Raw genomic sequence first — 16762 nt, 5'->3', positions numbered from 1 at the left:
CTGGCGCTTGGTGAGAGTGAGTTGTACTTGGGGAAGGCGATACCCAAAATTTGCGGTATTCTTACGTGATGTTTAACGGCTTGCTCATCACGTCGGCCCGAAAAAGAATGCTTTGGCCGAGAGGGAGGCAAAGCAGTACAGTCTGTGCAACAAGACCAATGCAACAAAATCAACGCAACAAAAAGGAACCGGGGAATTATGGAAGACCGCCCAGACCTGCGTGAACAGGATCACGTGTTGATCATCGAGGACGACGAGCGCCTCGCCAACCTGACCCGGGACTATCTCGAAGCCAATGGTTTTCGTGTCACCGTGGAAGGCGATGGTGCGCGTGGCGTACAACGAATTCTTGATATTCAGCCGGATCTGGTAATTCTCGATCTCATGCTGCCCGGCGAGGATGGACTGTCGATTTGCCGGCGTGTACGCAACGACTACCTAGGTCCCATCCTGATGTTGACCGCGCGTACGGATGATCTCGATCAGGTGCTCGGCCTGGAGATGGGGGCCGACGACTACGTGCCCAAACCCGTGCAGCCACGAGTATTGCTGGCCCGTATGCGGGCATTGTTGCGACGACGGGATAGTGGCGACAGCAACAGTAGTGACGAGAGCCGGTTGATGTTCAGTGATCTGGAAATCGACAATGCCACTCGGGAAGCCTGGTTGAAAGGAAGTCGTATTGACCTGACCAGTGCAGAATTCGATCTGCTGTGGTTGCTGGCCAGCCATGCCGGACGAGTGCTGACTCGGGAGGAAATCTTCTCCCAGCTGCGCGGCATTCGCTACGATGGCCAGGATCGCTCCATCGATGTACGAGTGTCGCGCATTCGGCCAAAGATTGGTGATGACCCCCATCATCCTCACCGCATCAAGACCGTGAGGAGCAAAGGGTACCTGTTCGTAAAGGACAACTGACGCCATGCGCAGGGCCTTGGTCGACAGCACTTTCCTGCGAGTATATGTCATGCTGGCGGCTACTCTGGTCGTGGCGCTGGGCCTGGCCATGCTGGGTCTCATTCTGGTCGACAAGGTGCGTGTCGAGTATTACCGCGAGAATCTCGCAGCAGCGCCCATGCAGCTACTGACCAGTGTGATTGCGGAACAGCCCGCTGGTCAGCGTGAAGCCTGGCTGACGCGCTACTCCGAAGCCCTCGACATGTCCCTGTCCCTGGTTTCCATTGCGTCTTATGCACCAAGCTACTTCGAACGTATCCGCCTGGAGCGAGGCGGGGTGCTGGTCGAATATAGCGGAGAGCAAGGCTGGCGATTTGTGCGCCTTGTTCCCGGTAGTGGCATGGTACTTGAAGCGTCTCTGATGGGGATGAGCGAGCGGCAGTTGCGCGGCATGACCATGCTGGCTGGCAATTGGCTCGCAGCTGTCGATGGGGCGGCACGTAATGCACGGCTCGACATGCTGACGGCAAGTGGTTTCCCGCTCTCATTGGCAAATACCCCGCCCGAGGCCTTGGGCGAGCAACCTTCTGAACAGCTCGATAATGGTGAAGTCGTCCTGCATCTGTTGCCGGAGCGCTGGTCGGTGGCATTGTTCATGAAGCTTCATCCTCAAGGAGAGCCTCCTTCCTGGCTGACCGTCGGGCCGATGGAATCGTATGAGTCGCGACCACCTGCGCTGCTGGTGTCGTTGCTGGTGCTGCTGATGAGCGCGCTGGCGTTGGCCATCTACATGATCGTACGGGGTATCGAGGCTCGTATGTCCCGCCTGGAAATGGCGGCTACCCGCTTGGCCAGTGGGCGTCTGGATACCAGGGTCAAGGTGGAAAGCAGTGATTTCCTCGGTCGAGTCGGCATGGCCTTCAACGGCATGGCATCCCAGGTCCAGTCCTTGTTGCGTGCTCAGCAGGACATGATTCGTGCCGTATCCCATGAGTTGAGAACGCCAGTGGCCCGAATTCGTTTCGCGACCCAGATGGTGGAAGACATGTCGGACGACCCACTGGTTCGTAGTCAGCTACGGGGTGTGGACAGCGATATTGATGAACTGGATGACCTGATCGACGAAATCCTCACCTATGCCCGTCTCGATAGCGAGACCATCAGTGGCGTGGAAACCTCGGCGACACTGGTTGACCTGCGAGAAGTCAGCCTGCGAGTGATCGAATCGCTCGAGCCGTTGCATGGTGCTGTGACACTGCAGCTTGCCCCTGGGGAGGATATTGAGGTCAACGGTGACGCCCGTTATCTGCAGCGAGCGATTCAGAATCTGGTGGCCAATGCCTGTCGCCATGCGCATAGCAAGGTAAAGGTCACCTTGAGCGAAGAATCGAGAATGGTCCGCCTGGACGTGGAAGACGATGGGGATGGGGTGCCGCCACAGGCGCGTCAGGACATCTTCAAACCCTTCGCTCGCCTTGATGACAGCCGTACCCGCAGTTCTGGCGGTTATGGTCTCGGTTTATCCATTGTGCAGAAGATCATGGCCTGGCATGGAGGCAACGTCATGGTGGATGAAAGCCCAAGTCTTCAAGGAGCGCGGTTTTCCCTGATGTTGCCACGCCGCCCCTAGGCTCTGTACGAAAAGTGCCTACGCTTGCCCATGCTGCGCTGAGCCGGAGCGAAGCGGAGACAACAGCCAAAGGCTGGCCCGAAGGGCGAGCGAAGCGAGTCAATCGATCTCAACATGCTCATTTACACCTTGTAAACTCCGCTTTTTCGATCGATTCCGCCTTGCGACCCACATGGACGTGGGAAGTGCGTTGGTTCGCCGGGAGCGAACCTAGCCCTGATCATCGCTCGCCGACTTTTCACACAAAGCCTAAGGCATTTCAGGCGTCAGGCATTCCTCAGGCAGGCTTGATACCTTCCAGCACCCTGAAAGATGTCTCCCTTGCGGTGCGCAGAAAGTCTTCCATCCATGGTGCGCTGCGAGTGTCCTCGCGAATGGCCGCGAACAGAGTGCTCCAGACGCCGTGCTCTCCCAGGTTGACTGCCTTGACGTAATCCCGCTCCAGATACTCGGTCAGTGCCCAGTTGGGTAGTGCGCAGACGCCTCGTCCGCTGGCCACCAGCTGCATCATCATGATGGTCAGCTCTGCGGTGCGCACCTCTCGAGGGGTGATGCCAGCAGGGTCGAGAAACTGTGTGAACACATCCAGCCGTGAACGCTCCACCGGGTAGGTGATCAGGGTCTGGTCGGCCAGGTCGGCAGGCTCGATGAAAGTCTTGTCGGCCAGTGGGTGCTGGCGTGCTACGGCGAGGAGTCCCTGATAACGGAAGAGAGGCTCGTAATGGACTCCCTGCAGAGGCTGAGGGTCTGCCGTGATGACCAGATCCAGCTGTTCCCGAGCCAGGGCGGGAAGCGGATCGAAGTGATGGCCGCCAGGAATGTCGATTTCCACTTCCGGCCAGTGGTCACGGAAGTGATCCACCGTGGGCATCAACCACTGGAAGCAGCTATGACACTCGATGGCCATGTGCAGCCGGCCTTGTTCGTTACCGGCCAGGCGGGCCAGGTCGCGCTCGGCCATGCGCACCTGCGGCAGAATCTGCTCGGCCAGGTTCAACAGCCGCAATCCGGCACGGGTGAATTCCACCGGTCGCGTCTTGCGCATGAACAGGGGATTGTCCAGACGCTCCTCGAGATCCTTGAGCTGGTGGGATAGTGCAGACTGAGTCAGGTGCACGCGTTCGGCAGCTTCGACCAGGGAGCCGGCGTCACGCAGTGCCACCAGTGTACGGAGATGGCGGAGTTCGAGCATGAGTATATAGATGGGAAACGGTCCCGCCTCCCCTGAGCCCTTTTCATATAAAAGTTTGACAAGTTTAGTTTGACTCACTGCCTACTGGCCAGTGGCATCTTGATCATGTGCTCATGACGAGCTGAGATTTTCATGATGAGTCATGTTCCTATCTGCCCCTCATGGCTTGTCTGATGTCGCCGAAGCGAAAACATTGCTGCTGGATATTGGCCAGGGCTGATAAAGTGAGCAGCTTCAGGGAACAGTTTTGGAAACACTGCATAAAGGTCTGCGCGACTCAATCGCTGGGCTATAGCCGCCACCTATGTCGGCTACCCTCCGGGCCATCCTGAAGGATGTTCTAATTCGCTCCCGGCGAATTAGTGCGCGGTGCGCTTGAGTATGCTCGCCGATTTATTCAGCGTTTCCTCTTACTTAGAAGAACAGGAGCCCCGCATGAAGCGTTCCGCTGTCCTCATGCTTTCCGCCGCGATCGGCACTTTCAGCTTGAGTGGGTGTGTCAGTACCACGGGCACCCAGCAGGAAACCAGCAGCAGTGGTACAAGTTCGATCTGGGGCTCGACCCCGGATAAGGACGCCAAGGCACCGTATTTGCCATCGTCACTGTTCGTTGGTGAGGCGACGAACTTCGTCGGCTGGAGCTGCAGCCCTTCCCAGAACCTGGTCACGGCTGCGCAGCCCGATGCGCTGCGAGTGTGGTCCAGCGCAGGTGGCCAGCAGTTGCCGCAGACCGTCGTCGCCAGTGGCAGCCGTTATGAGAACGGCGACCTCAGCGTCTGGCTCAAGGGGGATGAGGCCACTGTAGAGAATGCGCGAGGCCGTCTGGAGTGCCAGGCCCAGGTGCAGCGTGATTCTCTGCGTCGTGCGGAAAAGCCCGGGGTCATGTTTTATGCCACAGGGAATGAGCCGGGGTGGAGCATGAGCCTGGCCAATGATGTGCCGAAGATCGACCTGTCGCTGGATTACGGTGAGCGTAAAGCCTCGCTGCCATACCGTGTTTCCACATTGGACAACGGCGCCGGTCGAGTGATTCTGGTCAGTGGCCGCTCGGATGCACCTTTTGAAGCGCGTATCGAAGCAGGTGCCTGTTTTGATGACATGTCCGGTACTCCCTGGCCTGCCAAGGTCACGCTGACGCTCAATGGGCAGCAGTATAGGGGGTGTGGGCAGGGCATCGCTCCATAGGCTTTGTGTGAAAAGTACCTGCGCTTGCTCATGCTGTGTTGGCATTGATCGCAAAATGCTCATTTACGTCCCGTAAACTCCGCTTTTTCGATCAATTCCGCCTTGCGACCCACATGGACGTGGGAAGTGCGTTGGTTCGCCGGGAGCGAACCTAGCCCTGAGCATCGCTCGCTGACTTTTCGTACGAAGCCCAATGTAACGGGAAAAGCTGCCTGAATGCCTGGGGCATTGAGAGAAGGCAAGACGGGAACAGGTACCTGGATTGAAGCGCCTTGATGGCGCTTCAGTCGTATTTTTCGAATGCTTTGCATGAAATATTGCGCTTTTTATCGAAAAAGTTGGGCGTAAACTGAGCCTCATTGCAACACAACAATCTTTGGAGGTTCATTATGACCCGCGTTCTCGTTGTGACTTCTTCGATTCTTGGCGATCACGGTCAGTCTCTGGGCCTGGCTCGTCACTTCCAGCGTCTCGCTGAACAGCGTGGCGACATTGAACTGACCATCCGTGATGTGGTGGCGGATGACTTGCCTCACCTCAATATCGCAGAGTTATCCAGCTGGCAGGTTTCCGAGGAAGAGCGTACCAGCGAGCAACGCGAGCTTGCTGCGGTTTCCGATACCTTGATCGCTGAAGTGCAGGCGCATGATGTGATCGTGCTGGCTGTTCCCATGTACAACCTGGGTATTCCTTCCCAGCTCAAGGCCTGGTTCGATCGTATCCTGCGCGCAGGCAAGACCTTCCGCTATACCGAAAATGGCCCACAGGGCCTGGTGGAAAACAAACGCGCTATCCTGCTGGCGGCCCGTGGTGGCAAGTATGCGGGTACCGCGATGGATTCCCAGACACCGCACATCACCCATATGCTGGGATTGATCGGGATTACCGAGCTTGATGCGGTGTACGCCGAAGGCTTGAACATGGGCGACGAGATCAAGGAAACAGCATTGGGTGAGGCTCACAACCAGATCGAGGCTTTGGTGACAGCGCTGTAGTCTCGTCATCAATGAGAACGCCAGGGGCGCCCATTTGGGCGCCCCTGGCGTTTGAGGCAAGTGGCCTCAGCTTGCATTGGCACTCCAGGCGGTGTCTTCGTCAAGGTCGCTTTCTGCGTTGGCGACCAGCTGGAATTCTTCCTCGGCGGTTTTCGCGACCAGGGTGTTCTTGCTGTAGAGGAAATAATAGGCGGCGCCGGCCACGAACAGCGCCAGGGTGTAGAAGAAGGCGCGAGGGTCGAAAGCGTAGACGCCCGTCAATGCCACCAGCGACAGGATCAGTGCCACGCCAGAGGTCAGCATACCGCCAGGTGTCTTGTAGGGGCGGGGCATGTCGGGGCGTTTGAGACGCAGCAGGATATGGCTGAGCGCCATCAACGAGTAGGACAGGGTGGCGCCGACCACGGCCATGCCAAGGATGAGGTCGCCTTCTCCGCTGAGTGACACCAGGAAGCCAAATATGCCCGGGATGACCAGTGCCCAGGTCGGAGCCTTGCGCTTGCTGGTCAGGGACAGCATGCGCGGAAGATAACCCGCCCGAGACAAGGCAAACACCAAGCGGCTGTAGCCGTAGATGATCGAGAAGAAAGAGGCGATCAAGCCTGCCAGGCCCAGCACATTGACCAGCATGGCCAGGGTCGGGTGGTCGGCCATTTTCAAAGCGTCAACCAACGGCACGCCACTCTGGCCGATGGCACTGGCTCCGGCAGCACCAGCCAGCAGTACCACCACCAGCACGGCAGTGACGATCAGGAACAGCATGGCGCCGATGATGCCTCGTGGCACATCTCGGGCAGGATCCTTGGACTCTTCCGCTGCCAGGGGAACGCCTTCCACGGCCAGGAACAGCCACATGCCGAAGGGTAGTGCCGCCCATACACCGGCCCAGCCAAAGGGCAGGAAAGCACTGGCCCCGGCAGCATCGCTCGGGGTGATGTCAAAGAGTCGCGAAGCATCGAATGCACCCAGCAGAGCCAGGGCTGTAGCGATAATGGCAAAGACAGCAAGGCCGCTGATCACCATCATCACCTTGAGGGCTTCTCCCACTCCCGCCAGGTGAATACCAATGAAGATCGCGTAGAACAAGGCGTACACCAGAGGACCATTGATGCCCAACAGCTCTTCCACTGCAGCGCCGATGAAGATGACAATGGCTGCCGGCGCCAATGCGTATTCGATCAATACCGCCAGTCCAGTCAGATAACCTCCTGCTGGCCCCATGGCCTGGCGAGCGAAGCTGTATCCCCCGCCAGATGCAGGAATCGCTGCCGACATCTCTGCCAGAGACAGCACCAGGGCAAAATACATGATGCCCATCAGAATGGCGGCAATCACGAAGCCACCCCATCCTGCTTCACCGATACCGAAGTTCCAGCCGGCAAAGTCACCGGAAATCACGTAGGACACACCAAGTCCCGCCAGTAACACCCACCCGGCGGTGCCCTTCTTCAACTGGCGCTTGGCCAGGTACTCCCGGTCAATCGTCGAGTCCGTCATGGGATAATCCTCTTGTCATTGTTGTCTGTATCGCTTTCTTCAACTGCTTGTTTTAGGGGCTTTCTTCAAATTTCTTTAAGCGCTTTCTGGAGCCGTTTTCTGAAACAGAAGCGCGTTCTGACACGCCATCATTCCAGGGCATTGGCGAGTCAGGACGTCAGGAAATTGCCTGGACTTTCCGATGTCTCGATCACGTCGTCCTGGGTGCGGTCCTTGAGCTTCACACCAGACAGCCCCAGCTTTCTCGACTCGCGTAGCAAGTACACAAGCCGTCGGCTGGCCTCGGAAAAGGCGAGGCCTGCCGGACGGACATTGGAAATACAGTTGCGGTAGGCATCAGTAAGGCCAATTCTCGGTCCCCAGGTGAGGTAAAGGCCGAGGCTGTCCGGAGAGCTCAAGCCGGGACGCTCCCCGATCAGCACCAGCACCGCACTGGCGTTGAGCATTTCGCCGACTTCATCGCCAATGGCGACTCTTCCCTGTTCGACTACCGTCAATGGTGCGAGAGACCAGTGGTGGTCGTCGTTGTCGAGGCCGTCGCTCAGGGCGCGGAGAAAGGGAACGGCATTGTGCTGTACGGCAAAGGAAGACAGTCCATCCACCACGACAATGGCCAGGTCATAGGATGCCTGCGGAACATCGGTGGCCCGCTTCAGTTGTTCTCGCGAAGCCTCATCCAGGCGTCGTCCCCAGTCCGGGCGCTGCAGGTAGGTTTGACGATCGCTGGCCTGGCTGTGTAGACGCTGAATGGGCAGGCGCTGTGTGGACATGACCGAGGAGAGTGAACTTTCCGCCTCGAACTGAAGGCAGAGATCATCCACGTCCAGCGGCAGGTGAACGGCATCCTGGGCCTGGGCATGTGCCAGCTGGAATTCCAGCGAGCGAGAGGTGGGCAGGCTGACACCTGCTCTACCAAGACCGATGCGGGCGTCGGTGAAGCGGCGCAGAAGATGCCAGGGGTTGTCAGTGACGGGGCGAGACGGCTTGTCAGTGCTCATGGTCAGCCTCCTGCGAGGGAAGGTTGGCCAGAGAGCGAGCAAAGGGTTGCGGCAAACCGTCGTTGAGACGATATCCCGAAATATCATCGAAGATGGCCATTCTGGTGAGCCAGTCAGCGAATTCAGGGGCTGGCGCCAGGTCGAGCACACGGCGGGCGTAAAGCGCGTCGTGGAAGGAGGTGGTCTGGTAGTTGAGCATCACATCGTCCGATCCCGGAATGCCCATGATGAAGGTGCAACCGGCGACACCCAGCAGGGTCAGCAGGTTGTCCATGTCATTCTGGTCGGCGTCGGCATGGTTGGTGTAGCAGATGTCGCAACCCATGGGGACACCAAGCAGCTTGCCGCAGAAGTGATCTTCAAGCCCGGCGCGGATGATCTGCTTGCCGTCGAACAGGTATTCCGGGCCGATGAAACCGACGACGGTGTTGACCAGCAGGGGATCGAAGTGACGTGCCACCGCGTAGGCGCGTGCTTCGCAGGTCTGCTGGTCAAGGCCATGGTGCGCATTGGCGGATAGCGCACTGCCCTGGCCGGTTTCGAAATACATGACATTGTTGCCGACCGTGCCTCGCTTTAGTCCCTTGGCGGCATCCTGAGCCTCGGCGAGCGTGGCGAGATTGAAGCCGAAGCTGGCATTGGTGGCTTCGGTGCCTCCGATGGACTGAAACACCAGATCCACGGGAGCTCCCTGCTCGATGGCTTCCAGCGTGTTGGTGACGTGGGTAAGCACACAGGATTGGGTAGGAATGTCGTACTTCTGGATCACCTCATCCATCAGTTTCATCAGCTTGATGCTCTGGGCGACATTGTCGGTGGCAGGGTTGATGCCAATGACCGCATCACCATTGCCGTAGAGCAGGCCATCGAGAATGCTGGCCGCAATCCCGGTCACATCGTCGGTAGGATGGTTGGGCTGCAGACGTGTAGAGAGCCGACCTGGCAGACCGATGGTATTGCGGAAGGCCGTGGTGACCTGGCACTTGCGAGCCACCAGAATCAGGTCCTGATTGCGCATGATCTTGCTGACCGCGGCGGCCATTTCCGGGGTGATGCCTGCACGTATCGTGGAGATCTGTTCCGGTGTCGCCTGGTCACTGAGCAGCCAGTTGCGAAAATCCCCTACGCTGAGATGAGCGATTGACGAAAAGGCGGCAGCATCATGGGTGTCGATGATCAGACGAGTGATCTCATCTTCTGCATAAGGCACCAGATGATCTTCCAGAAACACCTTCAGCGGCAGCTCGGCCAAGACCATCTGTGCCACCACTCTTTCTTCGGCAGACTCGGCAATGACGCCTGCCAGCCGGTCTCCCGAACGTGCGGGAGTCGCCTTGGCCATCAGTTCGGCAAGGTTGCGGAAGCGGTAGCATCGGTGGCCTAGTGTATAGAGAAATTCCTTGGACATGGTCGTCTCCGGCAGGGAAACACTGCATAAATGCCTGCGCGTGCGAATCACTGCGTTGCGCGGTGCTCACAATCCTCACCTATACCCCATAGGCTCCGGTTGTTGCGCTCCGTGCGCCTTGTGCTTCATTCCGCTCGGCTGATTTATTCAGCGTTTCCGTCGAGCGGAAAACGGAGCGAGAATTGCATATTCAAAGTAGAGGGCTTGCCCAAGGGACACTATCAATTCCCGGCAAAGCTGGATTTCCATATAAAAACAAACAGTTGCCTTTCTGTATGAGTAAGCTGGCAGGAAGGAGGAGTGACGATGCATGTTGTTGAACAACGAGCCAGTGCAAAATGCACCAAAACGGTGCGTGTGGGAATCGTGGGATGCCGATGAGCATGCCCATAACCTGACGGACTGGTCCCAGGAATATGATCAGTTCAGTGGTGGTGCCTTTTATGGACGCATTGACGAGATCCAGTTAGGCGGCATGCAGGTGTTCAAGGAATACACGAGCCATGCGGTGTGGCAGCAGTGCAACGTGTGGCCGAACTCCATGTGGCTGGGTATCCCTGCCTATCGACAGGGGTGTCGTATCGATGGCTGTCCCGTGGGGGATGATGAGGTGATGTGCCAGCCCGGCGCGCATGACTTCGAACTGGTCACACCGGATGAATTCGCCATCTATGGGCTGGTCATCGACAAGCGCTTGCTGAGCGGACTTGCCGGAGCCGAGGTGCTGGATATGCTGCATGCCTCTCCGGAAGTCCTATCCCGCCTGGTACTGTCCCAGCATACACGCAAGGCGGTGACTTTCCTGATCGAGCACTTGCTGGCCAGGCCTCGGGAGCATCTTTCCGTAGCCGTTCATCAGGAAATCCTGTTACTGGCATTGCTGGAAATCGTGCATGAGGAACGACCGAATACTCAGGTTACCCCCAGCTATCAACATCGGCGCCAGGTGGTGGACTGCATTCGCGAGCATTTGCAGGTCTGTCAGGCGCCTCCGGTGACGCTCATGGAGCTATGCAAGATTGCCAATGTCAGCCAACGCACCTTGCAATACAGTTTCACCAGTATTCTGGGCATCAGTCCCAGTCGCTTTCTGCGCATGACGCGACTCAATCGGGTGCGTCGCAGGTTGGCTGCGGCCGATGGGCATACAACAGTGACGGAAGTGGCCAGCGACTGGGGGTTCTACCACTTGGGTCAGTTTGCCCAAGACTATCGTCAGCTGTTCGGTGAATCCCCGTCTGATACGCTTGCTCGATGCCGGAGCAGCATGCGATGAGCAAGGTCAGCCGGGGCAAGTACAGGTACTTTTGATGCCAGAACCGTTATATCAAGAGCGGTTACATCAAGAGCGATCGTTGGCCATCTCCACTGCCGTGTCCATATGCGCGTCCTTGGCACAGGGCGCGGGAGATGCAAGGAGCCAGCGAGGGGCTTCAAGCAGTCCCAGGCATAACGGAGGACTGGGCGACAGGGCGCGTTGCCATAGCTGACCAAGGGGTTGCTCCCGCGGCTGTGTCTGATCAGGAACATTCAGTAGGCGGGAGTCCACCGCGACCCAGGCGTCGCCCTGGCGCTCGGCAAGGACAAAGCGAAAATGGTGAAAGCCAGGAAATCCGAGGCGGAGATCCGTCGCTACCAGCCAGGTCCGGTCATCTTCTTCCCATGTCTCGTAGCGCAGAAAGGGGCCGGCAAACCAGCTCAATCGCTGCCCGCTGGGCAAAGCGAGAGCATCGGTTTCCAGAGCTGCGCCGCGGGAAAAGACTTCGACCATGGGGGCTGAATGGCCATCAAGCAGGCCGACCAGGCTTTCGGCCTGGCGGTCACCATCCACGGCGGTGACCCGCCAGAGCAGAATATTGAACGGTGCAGGCTGTACCAGGCGAGGGGCTTCCTCCATCCCCGCCTGAGCCAAGGCCGGAGAGACCTTCAGCTCCACCCATTGCTTTGCACCGAACGATGCGAGCAGATATAGCACGGATACCAGCAATCCCCACTGGCTTGCGCGGGTCACTCGCCGCGAGGCCCCGGGCCACAGCGCGATCATGATGGCGACCAGCATCGGCAAGGTGAACAGTGGGTCGATGATGAACAACTGCGGCCAGGCAGTGGGGTGGTCTACTGGCAGTGGCCACCAGATCTGGGTGCCGTAGGTGGTCAATGCATCCAGCAGTGGATGGGTGACCAGGCATAGCCAGAACATGAGCCACCAGTGGGCGAAGCGGATATCTCTTGGTGGGGCGAAACGTCGGGCCAGCCAGGCCAGCAGTGTCGCCAGTGCCGTCAACAGAAAGACGGAATGGCTGAAGCCGCGGTGATACGTGACATTGGCCACGGCGTCACCGTAGTCAATGACGACATCCAGGTCCGGCAGGGTACCCAGGGCGGCACCCACCAACAGTGATTTGCGTCCGAGACGCCGGCCCATCACTGCGCCACCAATGGCGGCACCTAGGGCCGCCTGGGTCACCGAATCCATGATGCGGGTCCTTTATGGATCACTCGGACCTGGGGGTATCCGTCTGTGCCCAGGGGGGAGTGGTTGCCAGTATCCTGGCCTGTACCGGACAGTCGTCACGATGGGCGCCAGGCAGATACCCGGCACTCATCAGGAATTCCTTGACGATTTCCGGGCCGGTGAAACGGAATGTACGCTTGAACAGCTTGACCCACTCCGCATGAGTGAGCGGGTGGTGCACGTCAAGCCAGGCCTGGAAGCCACCATGGCTTTCACGCAGGTTGCGAATGACCTGTGCATTGTGGATCACCGCATCGATCTTGAGCCGATTGCGAATGATGCCTGCGTCACCCAGCAGCCGCTGGCGGTCACGATCATTGAAGGCGGCAACGCTATCCACATTGAAGTCACGGAAGGCGGTACGGAAAGCTGCACGCTTCTTCAACACGGTCAGCCAGGACAGACCTGCCTGGTTGATTTCCAGTACCAGGCGTTCGAACAGCACTGATTCATCATGAATGGGAAAGCCATACTCGTTGTCGTGATAAGGGCCATGAAACGGGTGGCCTGGTGCGGTGTCACAGTAGTCACTCATGTATCGTGTCCTTGATACCTGTCTCTGATATACCCATTATCCAGGCGGCGATTCAACAGGGCCATTTAATAAGGCCATTCAACAGCAGGAGAGTAAAGATGCAATTCTTGCACACCATGGTTCGTGTCAGCGACCTCGACGCTTCGCTGCGCTTTTACTGCGACCTTCTAGGGCTCAAGGAAGTCAGGCGCAAAGACAATGAGAAAGGACGCTTTACCCTGGTGTTCCTCGCAGCACCGGAAGATGAGTCGCGCTCGGCCGAGCTTCAGGCGCCAGAACTGGAGCTGACCTACAACTGGGATCCCGAAGAATACCAGGGGGGGCGCAACTTCGGTCACCTGGCCTATCGGGTCGACGATATCTATGCCCTGTGCCAGAAACTCCAGGATAACGGCGTGACCATCAACCGCCCACCGCGTGATGGCCACATGGCCTTCGTACGCAGTCCGGACGGCATCTCTGTCGAGTTGCTGCAGAAAGGCGAGCCATTGCCGTCTCAGGAGCCTTGGGCGTCGATGGAGAATACCGGTAGCTGGTAAGCGCTTGCTGACAGCTCTGGATCATCGCTATTGACCATCATGGCCATTCGTTGCCATGGCGCGACATGGTGAATAGCGCGATGCATTCCGGGTAGCCATCAGGCTACCCGGAATCGTTTCTAGGTCAGCTGGATGCACCGCTGGCCGCGCCGGTAATACCTCCTGCGGCGGCCGCGCGCCGAGCAATATTGCTGATCTCGGAGTCGTCGACATTGAGATCCCGAAACGCACCCATGGCGCCCAGGAGGGCAGAGCTCTCATAAGGAACGAAGATGCGTTCGCCGTTCTTGGCCATGTCCGGCAGCATGGAAATATAGGATTGGCCAAGCAGGTAGCCGATAACGGTGCGTGAGTTCTGTTCGCCTTCGCCCATCGAGCCCAGTACCAGCTCAATGGAACGGCTTTCGCCCTGGGCCCTCAGGATCGCCGCCTCCTTGTCGCCCTGGGCATTGAGAATCGCGGATTCCTTCTGGCCCTGAGCCTGGGCAATGGCGGCCGCCTTGTTACCTTCAGCTTCGGTGACCGTAGCCCTGCGCCGCCGTTCGGCCGACATCTGCAGATGCATGGCCTCCTTGACCTCTTCGGGCATCTCGATGTCCTGAACCTCGATGCGATTGATCGCCACGCCCCACTTGGAAGCGGGCTCCTCCATCTGCTCCTTGATCTGTGCGTTGACCTCGGCGCGGGACTCGAAGATCTTGTCGAGTTCCATCTGACCGACGACGGAACGCAGCGTGGTCTTGGCGAGAACCTCCACGGCCTGGCTCATGTTCTCGATCTTGTAGACCGCATTGGCGGGATCGACAATCTGGAAATAGATGGCGCCATCGATACGTACGGTCACGTTGTCGGTAGTGACGACCGGCTGGGAGGGGAAGTCCATTACCGACTCGCGTAGATCGATGCGAGCTTCATGGGTCATCAAAGGAATGAATTCCGCACCGTGACGCTGGTAGCGCACCATCTTGATCGGGCGCGGCTTGTCGAGGAATGGAATGATGAAGTTGACGCCGCGCTGCAGTGTGCGGTTATAGGCCCCGAGGCGCTCTATCACAATGACTTCTGATTCCTGCACGATAAGCAGGCCCTTGAACACCACGATGAGTGCAATCAGAGCGATGATGAAAGAAATGACGAGTCCCGGACTGAGGTCGGAAAGCAGGTACATGATGGCAGTTCCCTTGCGTTGGGGGGGAATGGTGTGGCTTTAAGGATAGGTTTTTTTATGGCAATCAATTGCTGCGCTTGACGATGGCCTGGGTGCCATCGAAACGCACCAGCACAACGGGGTCACCTGGTGCTAACTCAGGTTCTTCGCTGGTTTCGAGAACAACCCGATAGAAGTCTCCATCGAGTTTGATGCAGGCAGCGCCATCGTAATCGCGTTGTGTCACTACGAAGCGTTGGCCGGTGTTGCTGCCGGTTCCTGCGACGCCAAAAGTGGATGTGTTCTGGCGCTTCCTGAGCCGCTTTACGGCAAGTGGCACAAAGATACCGCAGCCAAGGGCCATGACGATCAACTGGCCAGTCAGAGCAAGCCCCAGCCAGGCAGTGGCAGCGGTCAGGCCAGCGGCCAGGGAAATGGCAAGCAGTACATAGGAACCGGTCAGCAGCTCGACCACGAGAATGGCGAGTGCAAGCAGTAACCACAAGAGAGCAGGGTTGAGCAGGTCCATCGTCGCCTCACAAGGCAGAATCGGGAAGGTGACATCCTGTCACCTTCCCGATTCTGCTCTGCAGTGGGGTCCCCTGCAAGGGGACCCATACAATCGTGTGACTACGCTAGGGTTCACCAGTAGCCGAGCACTTTCCACCACAGGCTGCCGACGGTGATCCAGATGGCGAGGTTGATCAGGCTCATGATGAATCCAGCCTTCCACCAGGTGCCCATTTCGATATAGCCAGAGCCAAAGATGATGGGAGCAGTGCCGGTCGCATAGTGGGTCAGCGACATCATCAGTGAGGAAGCCCCGGCCATCATCAGGGCGAGGTAGGGGGTCGGAATGTCCAGGGCGATACCTGCAGCCAGGAAGGCGCCAAACATCGCGGTGACATGAGCGGTGACACTGGCGAAGAAGTAATGGGTATAGAAGAAGATCCCCACCAGTGCCAGGGCCATGGCAAACCAGCCCATGTCGAAGCTGGCGATACCTTGCTGGATGACGCCAGAGAACCAGCCGATCAACCCTAGCTTACCGAGGAAGGAAGCCATCATCACCAGGGCCGAGAACCATACGATGGTATCCCAGGCGGACTTTTCCTTGAGTACATCGTCCCAGGTGAGGACGCCACTGATCAGCAAGGTAGAAAGGCCGAGCAGGGCCACGGTGGTTGCGTTCACCGCGAGGGCAGGGCCGAACAGCATGGCGGGAACACCGGCCCACAGCAGCAGCAGCATGGCAAAAACGCCGATCATGATCCATTCCTGCCCCGACAGGGGACCCATTTCGCCGAGCTTGTCCCGAGCGAACTGGGTGGCATCCGGTGTGCGCTTCAGCTCCGGTGGATACAGGAAGTAGAGCGCCAGGGGCATCACCAGCAGGGCAACGAGGCCAGGCACCAGCGCGGCCACCGCCCACTGGGTCCAGGTGATGCTGAAACTGCCGCCGGTGGCCTTGCTGATCAGGTCAACGATCAAAGGGTTGGGAGCGGTGGCGGTGATGAACATGGCGGAGCTGATCGGGTTGGCGTGGTAGTTCACCAGCGCCAGATAGCGGCCGATTCTGTTGCTGGTTCCCTGCTCCGGCGAGGAACCGAAACTATCGGCAATCGAGCGCATGATGGGGTGGATAATGGCACCACCACGCGCGGTATTGCTGGGCGTGATCGGTGCAATGGTCAGTTCGGCGAGTGTCAGGGCATAGCCGATGCCAAGGGTTCGTTTGCCGAAGATGGAGATGAAGGCATAGCCGATGCGGTTGCCCAGCCCGGTCTTGGCCAGGCCTCGGGAGATCATCATGGCCAGGCCGATCAGCCAGATCAGTGGATTGGAGAAGCCGGAAAGAGCATCCAGTACCGCACCCTTGGGGCTATCGGGATTGGTGACGCCGGTGATGGCAACCAGCGTGATCCCGATCATGGCCAGGGCACCGATGCTCATAGCCTTGCCGATGATCGCCGCAATAGTGGCGACAAAGATGGCCAGTAGCTGCCAGGCCTCGGGGGCAACGCCGTCAGGGACGGGAATCACGAACCAGATGGCCAGCCCTATGATCAGGGCGATGGCGGTGGGGAGGGGGGCGAAGGGACGCATCATGATCCTCCAGGCAGGAAGGATGTTTGTCCACGGCTTTCGTCGGGCCGGGGGACACTAGAAAACAGCTCTCGTTAATTAACCCATAACGAGTGTGCTGGGGGCCTGATTCCCATCA

15 protein-coding genes are annotated in these 16762 nt (G+C 58.3%); 6 read left to right on the top strand and 9 right to left on the bottom strand.

Going from position 1 to position 16762, the window contains the following annotated elements; translation table 11 throughout:
• The first annotated feature begins 198 nt into the window (after positions 1-198).
• Both Q1K07_RS12350 and Q1K07_RS12345 read left to right on the top strand, forming a co-directional pair.
• Positions 199-918 carry a winged helix-turn-helix domain-containing protein gene (locus tag Q1K07_RS12350; RefSeq protein ID WP_300311237.1) on the top strand — a complete coding sequence of 240 codons (720 nt, stop codon included), beginning with the start codon at positions 199-201 and terminating at the stop codon, positions 916-918.
• A gap of 4 nt (positions 919-922) precedes the next feature.
• A complete protein-coding gene (locus Q1K07_RS12345; protein WP_300311235.1) occupies positions 923-2527 on the top strand; it encodes an ATP-binding protein in 1605 nt (534 codons plus the stop codon).
• 277 nt (positions 2528-2804) lie between these two features.
• On the opposite strand, the gene Q1K07_RS12340 is transcribed toward Q1K07_RS12345, so the two are convergent.
• A complete protein-coding gene (locus Q1K07_RS12340) occupies positions 2805-3719 on the bottom strand; it encodes a LysR family transcriptional regulator (RefSeq protein WP_300311234.1) in 915 nt (304 codons plus the stop codon).
• Positions 3720-4154: 435 nt separating this feature from the next.
• On the opposite strand from Q1K07_RS12340, the gene Q1K07_RS12335 reads away from it, so the two are divergent.
• Positions 4155-4904 (top strand): MliC family protein, encoded by a 750-nt coding sequence (locus tag Q1K07_RS12335; RefSeq protein WP_300311232.1) that lies wholly within the window; start codon positions 4155-4157, stop codon positions 4902-4904.
• A 386-nt stretch (positions 4905-5290) separates the two neighbouring features.
• A complete protein-coding gene (locus tag Q1K07_RS12330) occupies positions 5291-5899 on the top strand; it encodes an NAD(P)H-dependent oxidoreductase (RefSeq protein WP_300311385.1) in 609 nt (202 codons plus the stop codon).
• A 66-nt stretch (positions 5900-5965) separates the two neighbouring features.
• Here the strand turns inward: Q1K07_RS12330 and eat are convergent, their stop codons facing one another.
• The 3 genes from eat to Q1K07_RS12315 all read right to left on the bottom strand — a co-directional run bounded on the left by eat (position 5966) and on the right by Q1K07_RS12315 (position 9802).
• Positions 5966-7396, bottom strand: coding sequence for an ethanolamine permease (gene eat, locus Q1K07_RS12325; RefSeq protein WP_300311230.1), 1431 nt, complete (start codon positions 7394-7396; stop codon positions 5966-5968).
• Positions 7397-7545: 149 nt separating this feature from the next.
• A complete protein-coding gene (gene eutC / locus Q1K07_RS12320) occupies positions 7546-8394 on the bottom strand; it encodes an ethanolamine ammonia-lyase subunit EutC (protein WP_300311228.1) in 849 nt (282 codons plus the stop codon).
• Positions 8384-9802 carry an ethanolamine ammonia-lyase subunit EutB gene (locus tag Q1K07_RS12315; RefSeq protein WP_300311226.1) on the bottom strand — a complete coding sequence of 473 codons (1419 nt, stop codon included), beginning with the start codon at positions 9800-9802 and terminating at the stop codon, positions 8384-8386. The genes eutC and Q1K07_RS12315 overlap by 11 nt, the downstream gene beginning before the upstream one ends.
• 310 nt (positions 9803-10112) lie before the next feature.
• Between Q1K07_RS12315 and Q1K07_RS12310 the strand changes: the two genes are divergently transcribed.
• The gene (locus Q1K07_RS12310) at positions 10113-11078 is read left to right on the top strand and encodes a helix-turn-helix domain-containing protein (protein WP_300311224.1); all 966 of its coding nucleotides are present in this window, start codon (positions 10113-10115) and stop codon (positions 11076-11078) included.
• A 66-nt stretch (positions 11079-11144) separates the two neighbouring features.
• Here the strand turns inward: Q1K07_RS12310 and Q1K07_RS12305 are convergent, their stop codons facing one another.
• Positions 11145-12278, bottom strand: a complete 1134-nt coding sequence (locus tag Q1K07_RS12305) for a metal-dependent hydrolase (protein ID WP_300311222.1) — start codon at positions 12276-12278, stop codon at positions 11145-11147.
• Positions 12279-12297: 19 nt separating this feature from the next.
• Positions 12298-12852, bottom strand: a complete 555-nt coding sequence (locus Q1K07_RS12300) for a DNA-3-methyladenine glycosylase I (RefSeq protein WP_300311220.1) — start codon at positions 12850-12852, stop codon at positions 12298-12300.
• Between the two features lie 98 nt (positions 12853-12950).
• Between Q1K07_RS12300 and gloA the strand changes: the two genes are divergently transcribed.
• Positions 12951-13391 (top strand): lactoylglutathione lyase, encoded by a 441-nt coding sequence (gloA, locus tag Q1K07_RS12295; protein ID WP_300311218.1) that lies wholly within the window; start codon positions 12951-12953, stop codon positions 13389-13391.
• 124 nt (positions 13392-13515) lie between these two features.
• On the opposite strand, the gene Q1K07_RS12290 is transcribed toward gloA, so the two are convergent.
• From Q1K07_RS12290 to Q1K07_RS12280, 3 genes are all read right to left on the bottom strand, one after another.
• A complete protein-coding gene (locus Q1K07_RS12290; RefSeq protein WP_300311383.1) occupies positions 13516-14553 on the bottom strand; it encodes a stomatin-like protein in 1038 nt (345 codons plus the stop codon).
• A 70-nt stretch (positions 14554-14623) separates the two neighbouring features.
• The gene (locus tag Q1K07_RS12285) at positions 14624-15067 is read right to left on the bottom strand and encodes an NfeD family protein (RefSeq protein WP_300311216.1); all 444 of its coding nucleotides are present in this window, start codon (positions 15065-15067) and stop codon (positions 14624-14626) included.
• Between the two features lie 113 nt (positions 15068-15180).
• Positions 15181-16647, bottom strand: a complete 1467-nt coding sequence (locus Q1K07_RS12280; protein ID WP_300311214.1) for an anion permease — start codon at positions 16645-16647, stop codon at positions 15181-15183.
• Positions 16648-16762: the final 115 nt, after the last annotated feature.

It is taken from the genome of Halomonas sp. (assembly GCF_029263665.1).
Taxonomy (GTDB): domain Bacteria; phylum Pseudomonadota; class Gammaproteobacteria; order Pseudomonadales; family Halomonadaceae; genus Halomonas.
Note: the sequence above shows the minus strand (reverse complement) of the source record. Positions and strands in the feature narration are given on the sequence as shown.

Bases quoted from the DNA above. Each gene is read 5' to 3' on its own strand.
- Q1K07_RS12350 (WP_300311237.1), top strand. From the start codon at position 199: ATGGAAGACCGCCCAGACCTGCGTGAACAGGATCACGTGTTGATCATC.
- eat (WP_300311230.1), bottom strand. From the start codon at position 7,396: ATGACGGACTCGACGATTGACCGGGAGTACCTGGCCAAGCGCCAGTTG.
- Q1K07_RS12280 (WP_300311214.1), bottom strand. From the start codon at position 16,647: ATGATGCGTCCCTTCGCCCCCCTCCCCACCGCCATCGCCCTGATCATA.
- Q1K07_RS12285 (WP_300311216.1), bottom strand. From the start codon at position 15,067: ATGGACCTGCTCAACCCTGCTCTCTTGTGGTTACTGCTTGCACTCGCC.
- Q1K07_RS12300 (WP_300311220.1), bottom strand. From the start codon at position 12,852: ATGAGTGACTACTGTGACACCGCACCAGGCCACCCGTTTCATGGCCCT.
- Q1K07_RS12340 (WP_300311234.1), bottom strand. From the start codon at position 3,719: ATGCTCGAACTCCGCCATCTCCGTACACTGGTGGCACTGCGTGACGCC.
- Q1K07_RS12305 (WP_300311222.1), bottom strand. From the start codon at position 12,278: ATGGATTCGGTGACCCAGGCGGCCCTAGGTGCCGCCATTGGTGGCGCA.
- eutC (WP_300311228.1), bottom strand. From the start codon at position 8,394: ATGAGCACTGACAAGCCGTCTCGCCCCGTCACTGACAACCCCTGGCAT.
- Q1K07_RS12315 (WP_300311226.1), bottom strand. From the start codon at position 9,802: ATGTCCAAGGAATTTCTCTATACACTAGGCCACCGATGCTACCGCTTC.
- Q1K07_RS12335 (WP_300311232.1), top strand. From the start codon at position 4,155: ATGAAGCGTTCCGCTGTCCTCATGCTTTCCGCCGCGATCGGCACTTTC.
- gloA (WP_300311218.1), top strand. From the start codon at position 12,951: ATGCAATTCTTGCACACCATGGTTCGTGTCAGCGACCTCGACGCTTCG.
- Q1K07_RS12345 (WP_300311235.1), top strand. From the start codon at position 923: ATGCGCAGGGCCTTGGTCGACAGCACTTTCCTGCGAGTATATGTCATG.
- Q1K07_RS12310 (WP_300311224.1), top strand. From the start codon at position 10,113: ATGTTGTTGAACAACGAGCCAGTGCAAAATGCACCAAAACGGTGCGTG.